Here is an 18045-nt window from a genome sequence, read left to right on the forward strand (position 1 = left end):
CTTTACACCACATTGGATACAAGCCTTAGGCTTGTAGGTTAAGACGCCTTCAACGACTATATAATTCACATCTTGATACTTTTCAGTTGGAAGCATAGTCATTCCCTCTGGTACACCAATTTGAATATTATTGTCGAGAATTCCGCAAAGTTGTTTTATAATAGTTATATGGGACATGGATTTTCCTTCTTTCAGTATTCGTCGAGGTTTACTTGAAATAAGGATATCATGTCCTTCTTTTTGCGTACACAAAAATAGTGCCGATGAGACTCAATTGAATCTCACCAACACTATTTATTATAGAACCGTTTTTCGCGACCTTTTTACTTAGTTTTTCGTATGTTTCTTAATATAAGGCATGACTTCATAGGCGAATTTTTCCAACTGGGCATTTACCCGATCCGGTTGATTGCCGTTATCCACTTCTGAGGTTAACCGCTGGAGGTTAAAGATTTCGTACTGGTACAAAATCTTATCTCGTAGTAACCGCTTGTCCCCAATCAACATTTTTTTGCTTGCCTAAATTGAAGGTCGAAGGTCTATGTGTACTGTATATTCTGAATGATTTGAATCAAACTGCAATCAAGAGTAAAATAGGAAAGAATAATGATAGCGAAAACAAAGCAAGAGGAGAGGGTTTTTAAATGAAATATAATGACACTTGGGATTTAGACGCCATGTATCAAGGCGGAGTGACAGGGAATGCCTTTCAAGAGGCACTAGAAACCCTAGTCCAAAAACGAGATGCCTTAATCAAAGACATGCAAGCATTTGATATCAATACAACAGGCGCACCAGCAACTTTTGCGGGTATTATTGATCAAGCTGACCAATACTTAAACCACTTCACTACTTTAATTACCTACGCCCAAATGGCATCTGACGCAGACATGCGTGACGAGGCCGCTTCGGCAGCAATTAATAAGGTGGCGACTTTAAACCAAGCTTATGAGATTGCCCGCAAAGGGTTAGACAAACAATTGGCGACCCTAAGCGATGCCGCATTTCAGGACTTTTTAGCGGAACCTCGCTTGGCTGAAATTGCGTTCACCCTTGAGGAAGACCGCCGCGATGCGAAACGCTTATTAGATGATCAAGCGGAAGCTCTTTTATCTGAATTACAAATCGACGGTTTATCTGGTTGGTCAAATACCTATTCTACGACGGCTTCAGTGATGACGATTTCAGTCGATTTAGACGACGGCCACCACGATTATTCAGTGGGACAGGCCATGAACAACATGTACGCTGACCCAAATCCTGAAAACCGGGCGAAAATTTTCGCTTCTTGGGAAGAGACCTTTGCTCAATACGGTCCAGTCTTCGCTGATGTCTTAAACCACTTAGCTGGCTACCGGTTAACCACTCAAAAAGCGCATGGATACAATAATTTCATGGAGGAGCCTCTAGAAAATAACCGTATCAAAGCGGAAACTGTGGAAGCTATGTGGCAAGCTGTTGCAGCCAATAAAGATACCTTTGTCCAATTTTTAAACCGGAAAAAGGCTTTGCTTGGTTTAGACGAGTTGAACTGGCAAGATGTTGATGCGCCATTAGATTTCGAGGACACTAAACCAACGACCTTTACTTACGATGAGGCGGCAGACTTTGTGGTGGAAAACTTCAGAACCTTTGGGGACAAGCTAGCGGACTTCGCCCAATCAGCTATAGACAAGCGGTGGATTGAAGCAGAAGACCGTCCCGGCAAGCGTCCAGGTGGTTACTGTACTGAAACCATCAACGAAGATGAAACCCGTATCTTTATGACCTTTACAGGCTCAAGAAACGATACATCAACCTTGGCCCACGAATTAGGTCACGCCTTCCACTCTGATGTGTTAACTAGTGAAGCACCGTCTAACCAAGCTTATGCTATGAATGTGGCTGAAACAGCGTCGACATTCGCTGAAACAATTGTGGCCAACGCCAATTTAAAACAGGCCAAAAGTAAGTCTGAGCGCCTACAATTATTGAACGCGAAAATGGAAAATGCCATTGCTATGTTTATGAACATCCGGTCTCGTTTCTTATTTGAAACAGCCTTTTATACTGAGCGCCAAGACGGTTTTGTATCAGAAAGTCGCTTGAATGAATTGATGACCCAAGCCCAAAAAGAAGCTTTTGGTGGGGCCATTAATGACCTACACCCACATTTCTGGGCTAGTAAGTTGCACTTCTTCATCGATGACGTGCCATTCTACAACTTCCCATATACATTCGGCTACATGTTTAGCTTAGGAATCTATGCGGAATACTTGAAAGCACCGGAAGGATTTGAAGAGCGTTACATCGCCTTATTGAAAGATACAGGACGGATGACCACTGAAGAATTGGCCATGAAACATTTAGGCGCTGACCTAACTAAGCCAGATTTCTGGCAAGCTGCCATCGATTTAGCGGCAGCAGACGTGAAAGAATTCTTGGCTGAATCGGAAGATTTAGTTTAATGGAATATATAAACAAGTTGCTAAAGCAGGTAGGGATATATTTCCTTTACCTGCTTTTTACAATATGCACAAACTTTGCGTGCTATAATTGACCTAATAAGGAGTAGTGATTTTTATGACTAAATCAACCATTTTTGACGAAATCAAACAAGAGATTATTGCCGATCCTTATAACAAGGACTATACCGACCGTGGGATTAAACCTGTTTTCTATGCTTCAAAAAATGCCAGGATTGCCATTATCGGCCAAGCACCTGGTAAGAAGGTAGAGGAGACACAAATTTTCTGGAATGACCAGTCGGGAGACCGGTTAAGAAATTGGATGGGGATTTCTAGGGAACTATTCTATGAAACTGATTTGATTGCCCAATTACCCATGGATTTCTATTATCCAGGCAAGGCCAAAACGGGGGACAAACCACCAAGAAAGGGATTCGCAGACAAGTTTCATCCGCAAATTCTAAAGGAAATGCCCAATATAGAAACCATTATCTTGATTGGTAATTATTCACAGAAACACTATTTGGGAAAAGACCGGCAGAAAAACCTGACCGAAACAGTTAGACATTACAAGGACTATTTACCAGAATATTTTCCCCTGGTCCATCCGTCCCCTTTAAACCAAAGGTGGATGAAGAAGAATCCTTGGTTTGAAACAGATGTACTACCTGATTTTAAAGAGATGATACAGACGTATATCAAGGAGGACTAGGTAATTGACCAGGTACTAGCAATCGATGACTATATTGCAGATGATGTCCAAGCCATTTTAATGAAGTTATGACATAAGCTAGCGTCGGCATTGCCAGCTTGTCAGGAGAAAATTTCCTATGGCATGCAAACCCTTTTTGATAAGGAGATGGTTACCCACTACGGGAGCAACAAGTTTTACCTTGGGATTTATCCCTTCCCGAAAACGATTGTTACTTTTGAGGACAAGGGGGCAGATCTTAGGTCAGGCAAGGGACCTTACAATTTTCCTATGATTCAGAAATTCCTTATGACTTAATTGTTGAATTAGCGGTTTACAACTACCATCAACAAAAATAAAAATACGGAGGCAAGTCATGGCAGAGATAGGTAAAAAATTTTGGGGTTACACCAAAGAAGAATGGTCGTGGGTTTTACAGGATACAGGGAATTCAGCTTATTCCTTAGTTATCACAGCAACATTATTTCCCTTGTTTTATAAGGCAATCGCAGAAGGGGCGGGAGTTGCGGACGCAGATTCAACCGCCTACTTGTCTTATGCCAATTCTATCGGAACGGCCTTAGTAGGCTTGATGGCACCGATTTTAGGGTCTATCGCTGAATACCGAGGTTTTAGAAAGCCCTTGTTTACGATGGGGACCTTGTTAGGTATTATTTCTATATTGTTGATGGCTTTTACACCAGGTGGGACTTGGGGAATGGCTTGGTTAATCTTATTAATTTTATATGTTTTATCCAATATCGGTTTTTCATCGTCAAATGTCTTTTATGATGCTTCACTGCTTGATGTAACGGTTAAAACCCGGATGTCTCGCGTATCTTCAATGGGTTACGGTATGGGCTATATCGGGTCTTGTGTACCATTCTTATTCTATTTAGTTTTTATGTTAAATATTGATGCTATGCCGTTTACCCTAGATTGGTTAACCAGAGCAGCCTTTGTATTAACCGCTATTTGGTGGTTTGCCTTTACTATTCCTTATTGGCAAAATGTCCAACAAAAATCTTGGATCAACCCAAGTCCAAGCCCCATTCGCGATTCCTTTAAACGGGTGAAAGATACCATCAAAGACATGGCCCAATACCGTCAGTTATTTATATTCCTATTGGCTTATTTCTTATATATCGACGGGGTAGGGACGATTATTTCAATGGCAACGGCTGTAGCAACTGACTTAGGGATTGAAGCGACAGTCCTTGTAGTGGTTTTATTGATCGTTCAAATTGTGGCCTTTCCATTCACAGTATTATACGGGCAGCTGGCCAAACGATTCGGAGATAAGAAAATTATCTATGTAGGGATTGTGACTTATATCATTATCTGTATCTATGCCTTAAGTATGGAAACAGCGACTGATTTTTTTATACTAGCTTGTATGGTTGGGACAGCTCAAGGTGGCTTACAAGCCTTGTCACGTTCGATGTTTGGAAAATTAGTACCAGAAGGCAAAACGAATGAATTCTTCGGCATCTATAATGTTTTCGGAAAATTCTCTTCCATTATCGGGACAACCTTATTAGGGATTATCACCCAAATGACGGGTAATTCCTTGAATGGGGTCTTTGGTTTAATTATCCTCTTTATTATCGGGGGTGCCTTATTACTAGGCGTTAAAGAAGACGGGGTAAAAGGATAGGTAACCTGCTCATAACAAAAGGAAAAACTGGTGATCACTTTTTAATAGTGACCACCAGTTTTTTCGTATTGGCTTATTTAATTGTTTGCAGTCATCTTAGATGTCTAAAGAGATTGCTGGCCCCGCTGGAATAATGCCATTCGGGTTAATTGTCGGGTGGCTACCATAGTAGTGGTGTTGGATGTGGTAGAAATCAACTGTGTCAGAAATACCTGCCATGTTGTAGATTTCACGCGTATAACGCCATACATTTTCAAAGTCAGTTAAGTGTTTGATATTGCACTTGAAGTGACCGTAGTAGACATGCTCGAAACGGATTAATGTTGGGAACAAGCGGATGTCAGATGTTGTTAATTTGTCACCTAATAAGAATTTTTTGTCAGCTAGGATACCGTCTAATTTTTCTAGGGCATCAAATACATGACCAACTTCTTCTTCATAAACCGCTTGATCTGTCGCAAAACCAGCTTTATAAACACCGTTGTTGATGTTTGGATAGACAAAGTCATCCATTTCTTTGATTTGGTCGCGCAATTCTTCAGGGTAGTAGTCACCTTCAATGGCACCTATTTCGTCAAAGGCTGAGTTCAACATCAACATAATATCAGATGACTCGTTGTTGACGATGGTATCTTTTTCCTTGTCGTATAAAACAGGTACTGTTACACGGCCTGTGTAATTAGGATCTGCGTGTGTATAGACTTGGTGTAAGAAGTCAGCATTTAGAATGGGGTCAGGAATTACACCTTGGTCTGGTGCAAATGTCCAGCCGTTCTCCAACATGATTGGGTTCACGATAGAAATAGAAATAAGGTCTTCTAAGCCTTTTAATTTACGCAACATTAAGGTACGGCTAGCCCATGGACACGCTAGTGAAACGTATAAGTGGTAGCGTCCTGCTTCTGCTTTAAAGCCACCTTCACCTGAAGGACCTGGTGCACCGTCAGTTGTGATCCAGTTTCTGAATTGTGAGTCTTTGCGGACGAAACGACCACCTGTTGACTCTGTGTCATACCATTGGTCCTTCCAAACGCCGTCTACTAATAATCCCATGCATTCATCTCCTTTTAGAAATAATAATTCGATTTCAAATTAATATATGTCTTATTGTAATATAGTTGACTCTATTTCTCAAGTGATAGGGGTTGAGGGGAGAGAGGATACTGCTATTAATGGAAGGCCTTCTGCATCCGCTTGCTCTAGCATCACCTGTCTGCCCTGCAGAACGCTACTTGCGGTGGAACCATCCAACATTGGGCGTAATATTCGGCTCCCTTCTAACGCATAGGCATCGCTTCAAACACGAACTATGTTTTTTTGAGTAATCCTTGATGACTAACAATTAAAAGTTAGCTATACTTAATGGGACTAGGTATGGCTATGGCAGGTCGGGGCATATGTTTTAAGAAAATACCGAATGTTGTTGGTGTTAAATGGTGCATCCATCTGCTAAATCCTACCTATAGACGTTTTAGAAGACGGTTTAAAGGTCTTCTACTCATAATAGATCACGAAAAGAGGCTTATCCATTGCGTTACGAATCACTTCAAGCAAAGTTGCCCCTAGCACCCGCCGGCGAAATGGTGTTAGGATTAGCGTCGATGAAACAGTTAATGGCGCACTTTAACCATCCAGAAAATCAACTCCCAACCATTCATATCGCTGGGACAAACGGCAAAGGGTCAACCGCCAAAATGGTGGCCACTATCCTACAAGCAGCTGGCTACAAGGTTGGCTTATTCACTTCCCCGTCTCTAGTCGACTTCAACGAGCGCATTCAAATCAATGGCCAACAAATCACTGACACCCAGCTCATGTCACAAGTTGACCGGATGACGGCAGCATTAGGACCGGATGAATATTACACCGAGTTTGAAGTCTTTACCGGACTCGCTTGGTTGACCTTTGAGGCAAATCAGGTAGATTTTGTCGTCTTAGAAGTTGGCTTGGGCGGTAGATTGGACGCTACCAATATCATCAACCAACCACTGGTCACGGCCATCACGAAAATTGCCCTGGACCACCAGAAAATCCTCGGCGACACACTAGCTGAAATCGCAGGTGAGAAGGCCGGCATCTTGAAAGCAGGTGTGCCCTTGGTATTATATCCGCAAGTTGATGAGGCGAAAAGGGCCATCACACAACAAGCTGACCGCCTTCAAGTGCCTATACATGAAGTCAAGCCAGGGGATATAGAACCGCTAAGTATCGACGAGCACGGATTACAGTCATTTAAATATAAAGGACGCAAATATACGCTTAACCTACAAGCCCCTTATCAGGTGAATAATGCAGCCCTAGCCATTGAAATTATCCAAGTTTTGAAAGGACAAGGGATCGTCATTTCTGACCAGGCCATTGAAAAAGGACTTGCGACTGTTATTTGGCCAGCCCGCTTTGAAATAGTAGCATCGGAGCCTACAATCATCATCGATGGGTCTCACAATATGGACGGGATTTTATCCTTAAAAGAGGCGATTTTAACCCATTACCCATCTTCAAAAGTGGGCAAAAGAGTAGCTATTATGGGCATGTTAGCGGACAAGGACGTGGCCCATGTGGTTGAGGTCATTGCCCCCATTTTTCAAAAAATCATTACCGTAACTCCGCATTCAAACCGGGCTTTAGCTGGTGACCAATTGGCAGCTATGATCAAAGCATCTGGCACCGAGGTTGAGTTTGCGGATTCAGACCAGGCAGCCTTAGAAATTGCGGAAGGGGATTTAAAGGAGGAGGACCTCTTATGTATATTTGGGTCTTTCTACTTTGTGGGCTATTTACGGGACACCATCAAAAATCGGCTATAAGCATGATAAAGAGTTTTCAATATTAAATAGGAAAAGGTGACAATAATGGATATGGAAAGAATTGAAAAGGCAGTACGGGAGATATTGCTTGCAGTGGGCGAAAACCCGGACCGTGAAGGACTTGTTGAAACGCCAGAACGGGTAGCCAAAATGTATGCGGAAGTATTTGACGGGCTAAACAGAGAGCCGAGAATCCACACAGAAAAAACCTTTTCTGAATCAGCATCAGAATTTGTATTGGTAAAGGATATTCCCTTCCACTCAACATGTGAACACCATCTATTACCAGTGATTGGGCAAGCGCATGTAGCCTATATTCCTAAAGACGGACAGGTTATCGGCCTATCTAAATTGGCACGGATTGTCGAAGATTTTGCTTTGAGACCGCAATTACAAGAACGGTTAACCAACCAAGTAGCGGACGTATTAGCGGAAGAATTAGGTGCAGAAGGCGTATTTGTTGTGTTAGAAGCGGAACACATGTGCATGACTTTACGGGGCATCAAGAAACCAGGTGCTAAGACAGTCACTTACGCAACCCGTGGTGCTTATACTGACCGCGGTCGCCGTCAAGAAGTTTTAGATATGATGAATTTATAGTGGATGCAGTGAACATAGAAAGTTTGTGACGAGATGTATATTAAACGATTAAATAAAACCTTCAATTTCCCAAGCGACCACACTTGGATCATGGGCATTTTAAATGTGACCCCTGATTCATTTTCAGATGGCGGAGCCTATGTTGCCACTGACGACATGATTGCCCAAGTAGAAAGAATGGTCGCTGAAGGGGTAGATATTATTGATGTGGGCGGCGAATCTACCCGTCCTGGCCACGTCCCAGTTACCCTTGAAGAAGAAATTAACCGGGTTGTTCCAGCAGTTCAAGCTATTCGTCAAGTTTCGGATGTCTTGATTTCAGTAGATACTTGGAAGGCTGAAGTAGCCAGTCAAGCTCTTGCAGCAGGTGCAGATATTATTAACGACCAGTGGGCTGCGACCCGTGAACCAGCAATTGCCAAAGTTTGCGCTGACTTTGATGCGCCTTTAATTTTGATGCATAACCGGGAAGAATACCAGGCTTATAGCGATATCATGAAAGAGATGAAAGCTGACCTACAAAACGCTGTTGATATTGCCCGTGCTCAAGGCATGCGTGACGACCAGCTGATTCTTGACCCTGGTGTTGGTTTCGCCAAAACGGCGGACGACAACTTGTTGGCAATCCAAGGCTTACAAGAATTAGCTAGCTTCAATATGCCTGTCCTTTTGGCTACTTCAAGAAAAGGATTCTTGGGTAAATTAGTGGATGTGCCAGCTAATGAACGCGACGTAGCGACCGCAGCCACAACGGTTTCAGGGATCTTATCGGGGGCTGATATGGTTCGGGTCCACAATGTGAAAGTCAACAAGGAAGCTGCAGCGGTGGCAGATGCGATCAAACGCGGACAAATTGACCCAGTGAGTATTTAAGGAGGGGTTCTGATGGCTACAAGGGATAAAATTTATTTGAATAACCTGCAATTTTACGCCAACCACGGCTTGTTGGCTGAAGAAACGGCCTTAGGACAACGGTTTAATGTGGATGCAGTTCTAGCGGTAGACTTGGCGCCAGCTGGCCAATCAGATGATATGTATGATTCAGTTTCCTACGCCGATGTCTATACGGTTATAGAAGATGTTGTCGTACATGAAGCCCCTGCTAAATTATTGGAACGATTAGCCCACAAGTTAGCCATGCGGATTTTAGGGGACTTTCCACTCGTTGAAGAAGTGAACATCAAAGTGGTGAAACCTGATCCACCCATTCGCGGGATTTATGACAGTGTAGCCATTGAAATTCAACGAGACCGGGCATGGTTTGACCAAATAAATGAGGTGAAATAAGGATGCAATCGGATGTATTAATCGCTTTAGGGTCTAACATTCAACCACGACTTGACCACTTGAAAAATGCAGTGGCGGCCTTTAAGCAAAATGAAGAGATTAAAGTAGTGGCAACTTCGCCAATCTATGAAACAGTCCCCAAAGGCTACCTTGATCAAGAGGACTTTTTGAATATGGTTATGCATATCCAAACTGATTTAACAGCAGCTGATTTATTGGCTTTTTGTCAAAGCATTGAACAAGACCAAAAACGAGTTCGGACCATTAAAAATGGCCCTCGTACTATCGATGTGGATATCTTGCTCATCGATGAAGAGATTATTGACACATCAGACTTACTAGTACCGCATCCGCGTATGCATGAACGGGCTTTTGTCTTATGTCCGGCTGCTGATATTGTTGGATCTTGGCAGGTACCCATTTTAGGACAAACAGTTGCTAGTTTACGCGATCAACTACCACAAGCTGAAAAAGATGATGTCCGGATTTCAGGATTCTCATTAGATTTATAACCATTGAAAATAAATGCTTATTAGGAAGGGGAAATCATGGGTAAAATTGCCTTAAGTATTGTACAGAGTGTAGATGGGTATATCGCTGACTTAGATGATCAGTTTGATTTTATTGAAGGTATACCAGGTCCTCACTTAAAAGACATCTCAACGAGTGATTCCCCGTATTCACTCGAAGCCTTTTTTGATATGTATGACATTATTGTAATGGGACATCAATCCTATAAAATTGGTTTTGCAACAGATTTCCCGAGTAAAACGATTTACGTGGTTACAAATGAAAAACGCCCTAATGAAGGTAATATCCATTTTGTTAGACCAGGCCAAATAGTGAAATTAATGATGGCTAAGAAAAAGCAAGGCCATCATATTTACCTATATGGCGGGGGAATTGTATTGAAGCCATTTATGGTAGCTAATGCGATAGATGAGTACATTATTGGGACCGTACCGATTATTTTAGGTAAAGGTAAACCTTTATTTTATGAATTAGATGAAAGTATACCTTTACAACTAGACCAAGTTGATGTGATGGGTGGATTAACCATCCATATTTATCACAGACGTTAAATAAATACGAATAATTATTTTGTTTGTTTTAGAAGTGAAGAAGGTTAAATACACATTTCTACTGTATCAATATTAGGAAGATATATTTTAATAATTGTTTTGACGCTATAATTTGTTTATTTATCCAAAAATTAAAAGGTATGGTTCAATAGTAAACCACACCTTTTTAATTTTTATGAAATGAATTGCATAACAGTTACACTTGGTTAAATTCTTCTAGTTCGTAGGCACCTTTGGTATAAACGACATGGGCATAATGGCCGTATTCTAATTCTTCTTTTAGGTCGAATTCTGGTAGGACTTCATGTAGGAAGAAGCGAATGGGCATGTCATGGCTGACGATTAAGACGTGGATGTCTTTCTTTTGGGTTTCCATACTTACTTCTAGGGCGTCGTCATGGATATCCAACATAGCTTCTTCGATCCGGTTCCAGAAGGTGATAAAGTCTTCTGAATTGCCTTCTTCGTCTCGGTCCACAAGATTTTCAATAATTAGTGGCACGTATTGGGTTGAAGGGATTTGGTTAATCCGCATGTCGTCCACTAATTGACTAATGGATTTTGGCCATACTTTCTCGATATCTTGATCTTCTAAACCACCAAAGTTGTACTCTCTAAAGCCTTCAACTGGGAATAGTTGGATATCATTTTCTTGTTTCATTAAGATGCGCTCACCTGTTTCAATACACCGGTCTAGATCACTTGTATAAGCTAAATCAAATGGGACATCTGCTAGGGTATCAGCTACTTGGTCGACTACACGCATGCCGACACGTGTAACTGGTGAATCTGCCCATCCTTGGACGCGTTGGTCTGCATTGGCCGTCGTTTCACCATGACGGACAAAGTAATAATGGATAGCTGCCATAATATTCACTCCTCTCATGTTTTGGAATTTGATGTTAACTTTATTCTAGCATAATAAACGATTTATGAAAACGATTTCCATAATAATGATGATATATGATCTTATTAACCCAAATCTTGATTCAATCAGTTGAGAGATTTATTCGCATACTTAGTTCAATAAAAGCGAACACCCCTGATTGAAATCTCGTAGGCAATTTATTATTTGTGTCCAAAAATTCGTGCTAAAATGAAAAGTAGAGATGAATGCCATAGAAATTGGCAAAAAATGAGGAGTGTTTTTTTGACAAAAGTAGCTAAAGTATTTACTGATGAAGAGAAAATTAAAATTTTAAGCGATATTGTGGCTATCGAGACGGTGGACCGTAATGAGGAAGATGTGGCTAATTATCTTGCAACCCTACTAAGCGAGTATGGAATCGATTCTAAGGTGATTCCAACAGGGATTCCTGGTCGTGCCAACTTGGTAGCTGAAATCGGATCTGGTTCGCCAGTATTAGCTATTTCTGGTCATATGGATGTAGTTTCTGCCGGGAATGCGGAGGCTTGGACGTCTGATCCTTACACATTGACTGAGCGTGACGGGAAACTATTCGGCCGTGGATCTACAGATATGAAAGGCGGATTGGCTGCCTTAGTGATTGCTATGATCGAAATTAAAGAACAAGGACTATTAGAACGCGGTACTTTACGCCTGTTAGCGACTTACAACGAGGAAAATGGGGCTGTCGGTTCAATCCAACTAGAAGAAGCAGGTTATGTATCTGATATTGATGCTATCGTGATTGGTGAACCAACAACAGGGATGATTCACCCATCTCACAAGGGTTCAATGAACTTTGTGGTGTCATCACGCGGTAAATCTGTTCATTCATCTAGACCACGTGGCGGCATCAACGCCATTGACCCATTGATGGACTTTGCCTTAGCATTTAAAGAGGCGTTCAAGGAAGCAACAAAAGATATCAGCTTTGGTCAATTAGACTTCTCACCAGTATTGAATTTATACGGGGCAGTTGAAGGTGACGACGCTGGTAACCAAGAATTAGACCAATTATTGAAACAGCCAACCTTTAACGTGACTGTATTCCGTGGTGGTGACCAAGTGAATACCATTCCTGACAACGCAGAAGTTGTCTTCAACATCCGTACGGTACCTGAATTCGACAACGAAGCAGTTAAAGGTGTATTTTCTGAAGTTTACCAAGAATTCTTGGATAAAGGGGCTGACTTCGACCTACAATTAACCCTAGACTTAAAACCACTAAATGGCGGGGTTAATTCAGACTTGGTCCAATTAACCAAATCATTAGGTGCTACTTACCTAAACCAAGACTTGGAAGTTGTGCCAATGACAGGTGGTACGGATGGGGCAAACTTTGTTGCTAACAAACCAGCAGGCTACCCAATCATCATCTTTGGCCCAGGATCAACAACATCACATCAAATTGATGAATACGTGGACAAGGACGAGTATCTAACATTCGTCAACTTATACATTGACTTGTTAGCCACTTATTTAGAAAACAAATAAAATTGGTTAAAAAAGCTATGACATTCTGGTCATAGCTTTTTTATGTAGCCGGTACAATGGTATCTACCACCATACTATTGTATTTGTCGCATATATCCATTTTCTTTGATAAAATATGAAAGAGACTGTTGCATTTTTTCGCAACAAATAATCGTTGGAAATGACATGATCATAAAATAAGCCTAGGGGTGTATTGAATATGGTAGAACATAATTTAGAAGAGACTCAAGAACAAGCTGAAATGGGTAAAACCCTTCAAGCAATCAAAGTTGGCGACACTTTCCGTGTAACTGAATCGATTAGAGAGCGAGATGTCTTGTTATACATGGGGGTTACCTCAGACTCGAACCCCGCATACCTACAACAGACGTCACATAAAGCAGGCCTTACTCCAGGCGAGGTTGTTGTACCACCAATCGCCTTAATGGGGATTATTACGCGTACAGTATCGATGAATTTCCCTGGACCCGGGTCACGTTTAGTTGAAATGAACATCAATATTATTCACTCTATTCCACACAATTCAATCATTACTTTTGAATTTGAAGTTATTCGCGTAGAAGAACTAAAACAATTTGTGACAATTCACTGTATTGGAAAATTTACCAATGCGACTGACGACGACCGTGTATTAGATGCTATGTTGACAGTTTTACCACCACAAGAGCACCTACAAAATGACGCTGAAACGATTGATGCAGGTGTATTCCAACGAATTTCAGGAGGCGACTCAATTGAGTACTAATAAAGAAAAGAAGAAGCTCGTCCTATTTGACGGGTCATCTCTGGCTTTTCGTTCTTTCTTTGCCATCCATAATATCGATTCATTCGTAAACAAGAATGGTATGCATACCAATGCCTTGTTTGCTTTTCATGAAATGATGAATAATATCTTGGAAAAAGAACAGCCGACGCATGCCTTGGTGGCGTGGGACGCAGGTAAAACGACTTTTAGAAACGAATTCTTTGATGAATATAAAGGTGGGCGTCAATCAACACCATCTGAGTTTAGAGAGCAGATGCCATTTTTCAATGTGCTCCTAGATGCCTTTGGGGTTGCGCATTATGAGTTGACTAACTATGAGGCAGACGACATTATCGGGACTTTTGCGACTAAAGTAGACCCTGAAGAATTTGATGTTGTCGTGATTTCTGGGGACAAGGATTTGACGCAATTGGCACGTGACAATGTCCGAGTAGATATCACCAAAAAAGGGGTATCTGAATTAGCATCTTATACGCCAGCTTCGATTATGGAAGATATGGGGATTACGCCTGAACAAATCATTGATATGAAGGGGTTAATGGGCGATTCTTCAGATAACTACCCTGGTGTATCAGGGATTGGTGAAAAGACAGCCCTAAAATTATTACATGAATATGGGTCAATGGAAGCGATGTATGAGCAAATTGACGATATGAAGAAATCGAAGCGTAAAGAAAATCTGATCAACGAAAAAGACAATGCGATTCTGTCTAAAAAGTTGGCGCGGATTGAACTGGATGCACCCGTGAAAATTGAATTAGCTGAGTTACCTTATAAAGGCAAACAGCTTGAACCGCTGATGTCATTTTACAAGGATATGAACTTTAATGGCTTTATGTCTCGTTTATTGGAAAACTCAGACCAGGCGGACTTGTTGACAGAAGATTGGGAAGAGGTTACCTATACCCATGTGGCATCTGCTGAGGATTTAACAGTGGACCATTTCCCAAGTGTTGCTGCAGCGGATGGGTATGCGATTTACCTTGAAAACTTGAGTAAAAACTACCATGATTCAGAGGTTGTGGCTGTTGCATGGACGAACGGTAGTGAAATCTTTACTGGAGATGCTAGCTTACTACAGGCTGATTTATTTAAATCATGGTTGTCGGATGAGCAAGTCACAAAAGTAGTCTTTGATGCCAAACGAACAAAGGTCATGCTGGACTATGTAGGCATCGACTTTGCAGGGGTTGTGGATGATGTCTTAATTGGGTCGTATTTATTACATGCCCGCGATAACTCTAACGACTTAGCTGAAGTGGCACGGGAATTTGATATGGATGACTTGTCTTATGATGAGTCTATTTATGGCAAAGGGGCTAAACGAGGCGTTCCTGAAGAAGCTGAAACCATGTACGAACATATTGCCCGTAAAGTGCATATTATCGCACGTTTACAAGAAACCATTCGCCCGCAATTAGAAGCCAACCAAATGGATGACTTGTACCAAAGAATGGAGTTACCATTGGCTTTAGTATTGGCAAACCTTGAAATTTTAGGGATTTCAGTGGATAAACAACAATTAGTCACTATGCAGGCTGAATTCCAAGAGATTATTGACGGTCTTGAAGCCAATATCTGGAAAGAAGCAGGCCACGAATTCAATGTGAATTCACCTAAGCAATTAGGGGTTATCCTATTTGAAGAAATGGGCTTACCGGTGATTAAGAAAACGAAGACTGGTTATTCAACAGCCCAGGATGTTTTGGAAAAATTGGCTGGCCAAGCACCAATTATCGACTTGATTTTAAACTACCGTCAATTGAATAAATTGCAATCGACTTATGTTGAAGGGTTACAAGAGTTTATCCACGAGGATGGTAAAATTCACTCTCGTTTCCAACAAACCTTAACATCAACAGGTCGTTTATCATCAGCTGATCCAAACTTACAAAATATTCCAATTCGTTCTGAAGAAGGTCGGAGCATTCGTAAAGCCTTTGTGCCAAGTCACGAAGACTGGGTTATTTTTTCAAGTGACTACTCACAAATTGAATTACGGGTGCTAGCCCATATTTCTGGTGACAAGCATATGCAGGAAGCCTTCAACAACCAAGAAGATATCCATACTTCAACAGCTATGAAAGTGTACAATGTGGCTAAAGATGAGGTGACGTCTAACATGAGACGAAATGCCAAGGCGGTAAACTTCGGGATTGTCTATGGAATTTCTGACTATGGTTTGAGCCAAAACTTGAATATCTCTCGCCCAGAAGCTAAGAACTTTATTGATACTTACTTGGAAAACTATCCAGGTGTTCAAGCTTACATGAAGGATGTTGTAGAGAAAGCCAAAGAAGATGGTTATGTAGAAACCCTATTCAACCGTCGTCGCTACCTACCTGATTTGAAGTCGAAGAACTTTAACGTACGTTCATTTGCTGAACGTAATGCCATGAATACGCCAATTCAAGGGACAGCGGCGGATATCATTAAGATAGCCATGGTGAAGATGGATGAAGCGTTAAAAGAACATAAGTTACAAGCCAATCTATTGTTACAAATCCACGATGAGTTGGTCTTTGAAGTGCCGAAAGATGAAATTGATACACTAGAAAAATTAGTGACGGAAGTCATGGGGTCAGCAGCCCAACTAGATGTGCCATTAGAAATTGAATCTAATTACGGTGCAACTTGGTATGAAGCTAAATAATGAATAAAAAGAGGTGCAGTTTAAAACAGACTGGCACCTCTTTTCTAGCCTATGGAATAAAATGGATAAGGATGACAGATATCTTGCAAGCTTTACCTCCTACTTGTCTTTTCAATAGGCAGGTTTTGCATTAGAATGGTATGAAGAAGAGAAATTAGAAAGTGGTGTAGTGATGCCAGAAATGCCCGAAGTGGAAACGGTTCGACGCGGTCTAGAAGAAATTGTTATTGGTAAGACAGTATCGTCTGTGACAGTGACTTGGCCAAGAATTATTCAAGCAGAAGGTGGCGTGGAGGCCTTTGAGAGCCGGATGCCAGGCCAGCAATTAGAGAAAGTAGGTCGAGTAGGAAAATTTTTACTTTTCTATTGGACTGATGTAACATGGGTTGCCCATTTACGGATGGAAGGCAAATACCTATATGAGCCAACGGATAGCCCGGTAGACCAATATACCCATGTTATTTGTCATCTGACTGACGGTCATGACCTTCGTTACCGAGATGTTCGGAAGTTTGGCCGGATTCATATGGTTGAAAAGGCGGATACTGAAGCGGAAATTGCCAAGTTGAAATTAGGTCCTGAGCCAAAAGATTTAACTGTTGACTATCTGCAAAAGCGTTTTGATAAGACAACCAGACCCATCAAGGCAGTGTTGTTAGACCAAGGGGTTATTGCGGGAATTGGCAATATTTATGCAGATGAAATCTTATTTGCAGCGAAAATCCACCCTGAACAAAACGCTAGATCATTATACGACGAGGAAATACAAACCATTATTTCTGAGAGTCGTAGGATTATGGCGTCAGCCATTGAAGTTGGTGGGACAACGATTCGAACCTATACCAATACCTTTGGTGAGAATGGTCGTTTTGCCGATTATTTAAAGGTCTATGGGAAAAAGGGCCAACCCTGTCCACGATGCGGCACTGAGATTGAGAAAATTAGCGTGGTTAAAAGAGGGACGCATTTTTGTCCACATTGCCAGCGCATTCACCTTGCAGTGAAATACATTACATCATCTATTTAAACGTAGAACGGAGGCACTATGAGTCATATTTTAGGACTAACCGGCAGTATTGCCACAGGTAAATCAACAGCAAGTAAATTTTTTAAGAAAGCCGGGTTTCCAGTCATCGATGCAGATTACGGGGCGCGGGTGGTTGTTGAACCAGGACAACCAGGCTTAGAAGCGGTTAAAGCGCATTTTGGAGAGGATATTGTCTTTCCAAATGGGGTTTTAGACCGTAAGAAACTAGGCCAAATTATCTTCTCAGATGATAAGGAACGAGAGAAGCTGAATGAATTGTTACATCAACCTATTCGCGACTGGTTAAACAGTCAAAAAAACAAGTATGAAGCGGAAGGACATGAACTGATTGTCATGGACATTCCTTTATTATTTGAAGGAGATTTCGTGGATGCATGTGACCAGGTGATGGTTATTTATGTGTCAGAAACCATTCAGTTAGACCGGTTAATACAGCGGGATAACTTAACTTCAGTTGAGGCGTTTCAACGAATGACTAGTCAAATGTCCATTGAACGAAAAGCCATGATGGCGGATGTGGTGATTGATAATTCGGGGTCTATTACAGATACTGAACAACAATTGGATGCATGGGTCGGCATCTCTGGCTTTCAACCGCTAAAATAG

The 18045-nt window shown here is 41.5% G+C and carries 17 protein-coding genes; 14 read left to right on the forward strand and 3 right to left on the reverse strand.

Annotation, left to right across the window (positions count from 1 at the left end; genetic code table 11):
• Positions 1-327: 327 nt before the first annotated feature.
• Positions 328-507, reverse strand: a complete 180-nt coding sequence (locus tag ACUW85_RS01240; RefSeq protein WP_149358393.1) for a hypothetical protein — start codon at positions 505-507, stop codon at positions 328-330.
• Positions 508-644: 137 nt separating this feature from the next.
• Here ACUW85_RS01240 and ACUW85_RS01245 point away from each other — a divergent pair, with 137 nt between their 5' ends.
• From ACUW85_RS01245 to ACUW85_RS01255, 3 genes are all read left to right on the forward strand, one after another.
• Positions 645-2447 (forward strand): M3 family oligoendopeptidase, encoded by a 1803-nt coding sequence (locus ACUW85_RS01245; RefSeq protein WP_182023038.1) that lies wholly within the window; start codon positions 645-647, stop codon positions 2445-2447.
• Between the two features lie 115 nt (positions 2448-2562).
• Positions 2563-3159 carry a uracil-DNA glycosylase family protein gene (locus ACUW85_RS01250; protein WP_059134685.1) on the forward strand — a complete coding sequence of 199 codons (597 nt, stop codon included), beginning with the start codon at positions 2563-2565 and terminating at the stop codon, positions 3157-3159.
• 355 nt (positions 3160-3514) lie between these two features.
• Positions 3515-4795, forward strand: a complete 1281-nt coding sequence (locus ACUW85_RS01255; protein WP_154836992.1) for an MFS transporter — start codon at positions 3515-3517, stop codon at positions 4793-4795.
• Positions 4796-4891: 96 nt separating this feature from the next.
• Here ACUW85_RS01255 and ACUW85_RS01260 read toward each other — a convergent pair whose 3' ends face one another.
• A complete protein-coding gene (locus ACUW85_RS01260; RefSeq protein ID WP_154836994.1) occupies positions 4892-5848 on the reverse strand; it encodes a glutathione S-transferase family protein in 957 nt (318 codons plus the stop codon).
• Between the two features lie 476 nt (positions 5849-6324).
• Here ACUW85_RS01260 and ACUW85_RS01265 point away from each other — a divergent pair, with 476 nt between their 5' ends.
• Genes ACUW85_RS01265 through ACUW85_RS01290 form a run of 6 tightly spaced genes read left to right on the forward strand, consistent with a single transcriptional unit; the run spans position 6325 to position 10571 of the window.
• Entirely contained in the window at positions 6325-7602 is a 1278-nt protein-coding gene (locus ACUW85_RS01265; RefSeq protein WP_182023039.1) for a bifunctional folylpolyglutamate synthase/dihydrofolate synthase, read from the forward strand.
• A 42-nt stretch (positions 7603-7644) separates the two neighbouring features.
• The gene (gene folE, locus ACUW85_RS01270) at positions 7645-8202 is read left to right on the forward strand and encodes a GTP cyclohydrolase I FolE (RefSeq protein WP_310648929.1); all 558 of its coding nucleotides are present in this window, start codon (positions 7645-7647) and stop codon (positions 8200-8202) included.
• A 33-nt stretch (positions 8203-8235) separates the two neighbouring features.
• Complete coding sequence (folP, locus tag ACUW85_RS01275; RefSeq protein WP_182023041.1) at positions 8236-9075, forward strand: dihydropteroate synthase; 840 nt, start codon at positions 8236-8238, stop codon at positions 9073-9075.
• A 12-nt stretch (positions 9076-9087) separates the two neighbouring features.
• The gene (gene folB / locus ACUW85_RS01280) at positions 9088-9489 is read left to right on the forward strand and encodes a dihydroneopterin aldolase (protein WP_182023042.1); all 402 of its coding nucleotides are present in this window, start codon (positions 9088-9090) and stop codon (positions 9487-9489) included.
• Between the two features lie 2 nt (positions 9490-9491).
• Positions 9492-10001: a 2-amino-4-hydroxy-6-hydroxymethyldihydropteridine diphosphokinase gene (gene folK / locus ACUW85_RS01285; RefSeq protein ID WP_048726774.1), complete on the forward strand. Its 510-nt coding sequence runs from the start codon at positions 9492-9494 to the stop codon at positions 9999-10001.
• Positions 10002-10037: 36 nt separating this feature from the next.
• A complete protein-coding gene (locus tag ACUW85_RS01290; RefSeq protein ID WP_048726772.1) occupies positions 10038-10571 on the forward strand; it encodes a dihydrofolate reductase family protein in 534 nt (177 codons plus the stop codon).
• Between the two features lie 196 nt (positions 10572-10767).
• Here ACUW85_RS01290 and ACUW85_RS01295 read toward each other — a convergent pair whose 3' ends face one another.
• Complete coding sequence (locus tag ACUW85_RS01295) at positions 10768-11439, reverse strand: histidine phosphatase family protein (protein ID WP_149315019.1); 672 nt, start codon at positions 11437-11439, stop codon at positions 10768-10770.
• A gap of 282 nt (positions 11440-11721) precedes the next feature.
• Between ACUW85_RS01295 and ACUW85_RS01300 the strand changes: the two genes are divergently transcribed.
• The 5 genes from ACUW85_RS01300 (at position 11722) to coaE (ending at position 18045) form a co-directional block, all read left to right on the forward strand.
• Entirely contained in the window at positions 11722-12972 is a 1251-nt protein-coding gene (locus ACUW85_RS01300; RefSeq protein WP_220456884.1) for an ArgE/DapE family deacylase, read from the forward strand.
• A 199-nt stretch (positions 12973-13171) separates the two neighbouring features.
• Positions 13172-13717 (forward strand): hotdog family protein, encoded by a 546-nt coding sequence (locus ACUW85_RS01305; RefSeq protein WP_149256166.1) that lies wholly within the window; start codon positions 13172-13174, stop codon positions 13715-13717.
• A complete protein-coding gene (gene polA, locus ACUW85_RS01310; protein WP_182023079.1) occupies positions 13668-16391 on the forward strand; it encodes a DNA polymerase I in 2724 nt (907 codons plus the stop codon). The genes ACUW85_RS01305 and polA overlap by 50 nt, the downstream gene beginning before the upstream one ends.
• Positions 16392-16563: 172 nt before the next feature.
• Positions 16564-17418 carry a DNA-formamidopyrimidine glycosylase gene (gene mutM, locus ACUW85_RS01315; RefSeq protein ID WP_182023044.1) on the forward strand — a complete coding sequence of 285 codons (855 nt, stop codon included), beginning with the start codon at positions 16564-16566 and terminating at the stop codon, positions 17416-17418.
• A gap of 18 nt (positions 17419-17436) precedes the next feature.
• Positions 17437-18045 carry a dephospho-CoA kinase gene (gene coaE, locus ACUW85_RS01320; RefSeq protein WP_182023045.1) on the forward strand — a complete coding sequence of 203 codons (609 nt, stop codon included), beginning with the start codon at positions 17437-17439 and terminating at the stop codon, positions 18043-18045.

It is taken from the genome of Aerococcus sp. 150760013-2 (assembly GCF_053627715.1).

Coding starts and splice junctions, on each gene's coding strand:
- ACUW85_RS01240 (WP_149358393.1), bottom strand. CDS start 507: ATGTTGATTGGGGACAAGCGGTTACTACGAGATAAGATTTTGTACCAG.
- ACUW85_RS01245 (WP_182023038.1), top strand. CDS start 645: ATGAAATATAATGACACTTGGGATTTAGACGCCATGTATCAAGGCGGA.
- ACUW85_RS01250 (WP_059134685.1), top strand. CDS start 2,563: ATGACTAAATCAACCATTTTTGACGAAATCAAACAAGAGATTATTGCC.
- ACUW85_RS01255 (WP_154836992.1), top strand. CDS start 3,515: ATGGCAGAGATAGGTAAAAAATTTTGGGGTTACACCAAAGAAGAATGG.
- ACUW85_RS01260 (WP_154836994.1), bottom strand. CDS start 5,848: ATGGGATTATTAGTAGACGGCGTTTGGAAGGACCAATGGTATGACACA.
- folP (WP_182023041.1), top strand. CDS start 8,236: ATGTATATTAAACGATTAAATAAAACCTTCAATTTCCCAAGCGACCAC.
- folB (WP_182023042.1), top strand. CDS start 9,088: ATGGCTACAAGGGATAAAATTTATTTGAATAACCTGCAATTTTACGCC.
- folK (WP_048726774.1), top strand. CDS start 9,492: ATGCAATCGGATGTATTAATCGCTTTAGGGTCTAACATTCAACCACGA.
- ACUW85_RS01290 (WP_048726772.1), top strand. CDS start 10,038: ATGGGTAAAATTGCCTTAAGTATTGTACAGAGTGTAGATGGGTATATC.
- ACUW85_RS01295 (WP_149315019.1), bottom strand. CDS start 11,439: ATGGCAGCTATCCATTATTACTTTGTCCGTCATGGTGAAACGACGGCC.
- ACUW85_RS01305 (WP_149256166.1), top strand. CDS start 13,172: ATGGTAGAACATAATTTAGAAGAGACTCAAGAACAAGCTGAAATGGGT.
- polA (WP_182023079.1), top strand. CDS start 13,668: ATGCAGGTGTATTCCAACGAATTTCAGGAGGCGACTCAATTGAGTACT.
- mutM (WP_182023044.1), top strand. CDS start 16,564: ATGCCAGAAATGCCCGAAGTGGAAACGGTTCGACGCGGTCTAGAAGAA.
- coaE (WP_182023045.1), top strand. CDS start 17,437: ATGAGTCATATTTTAGGACTAACCGGCAGTATTGCCACAGGTAAATCA.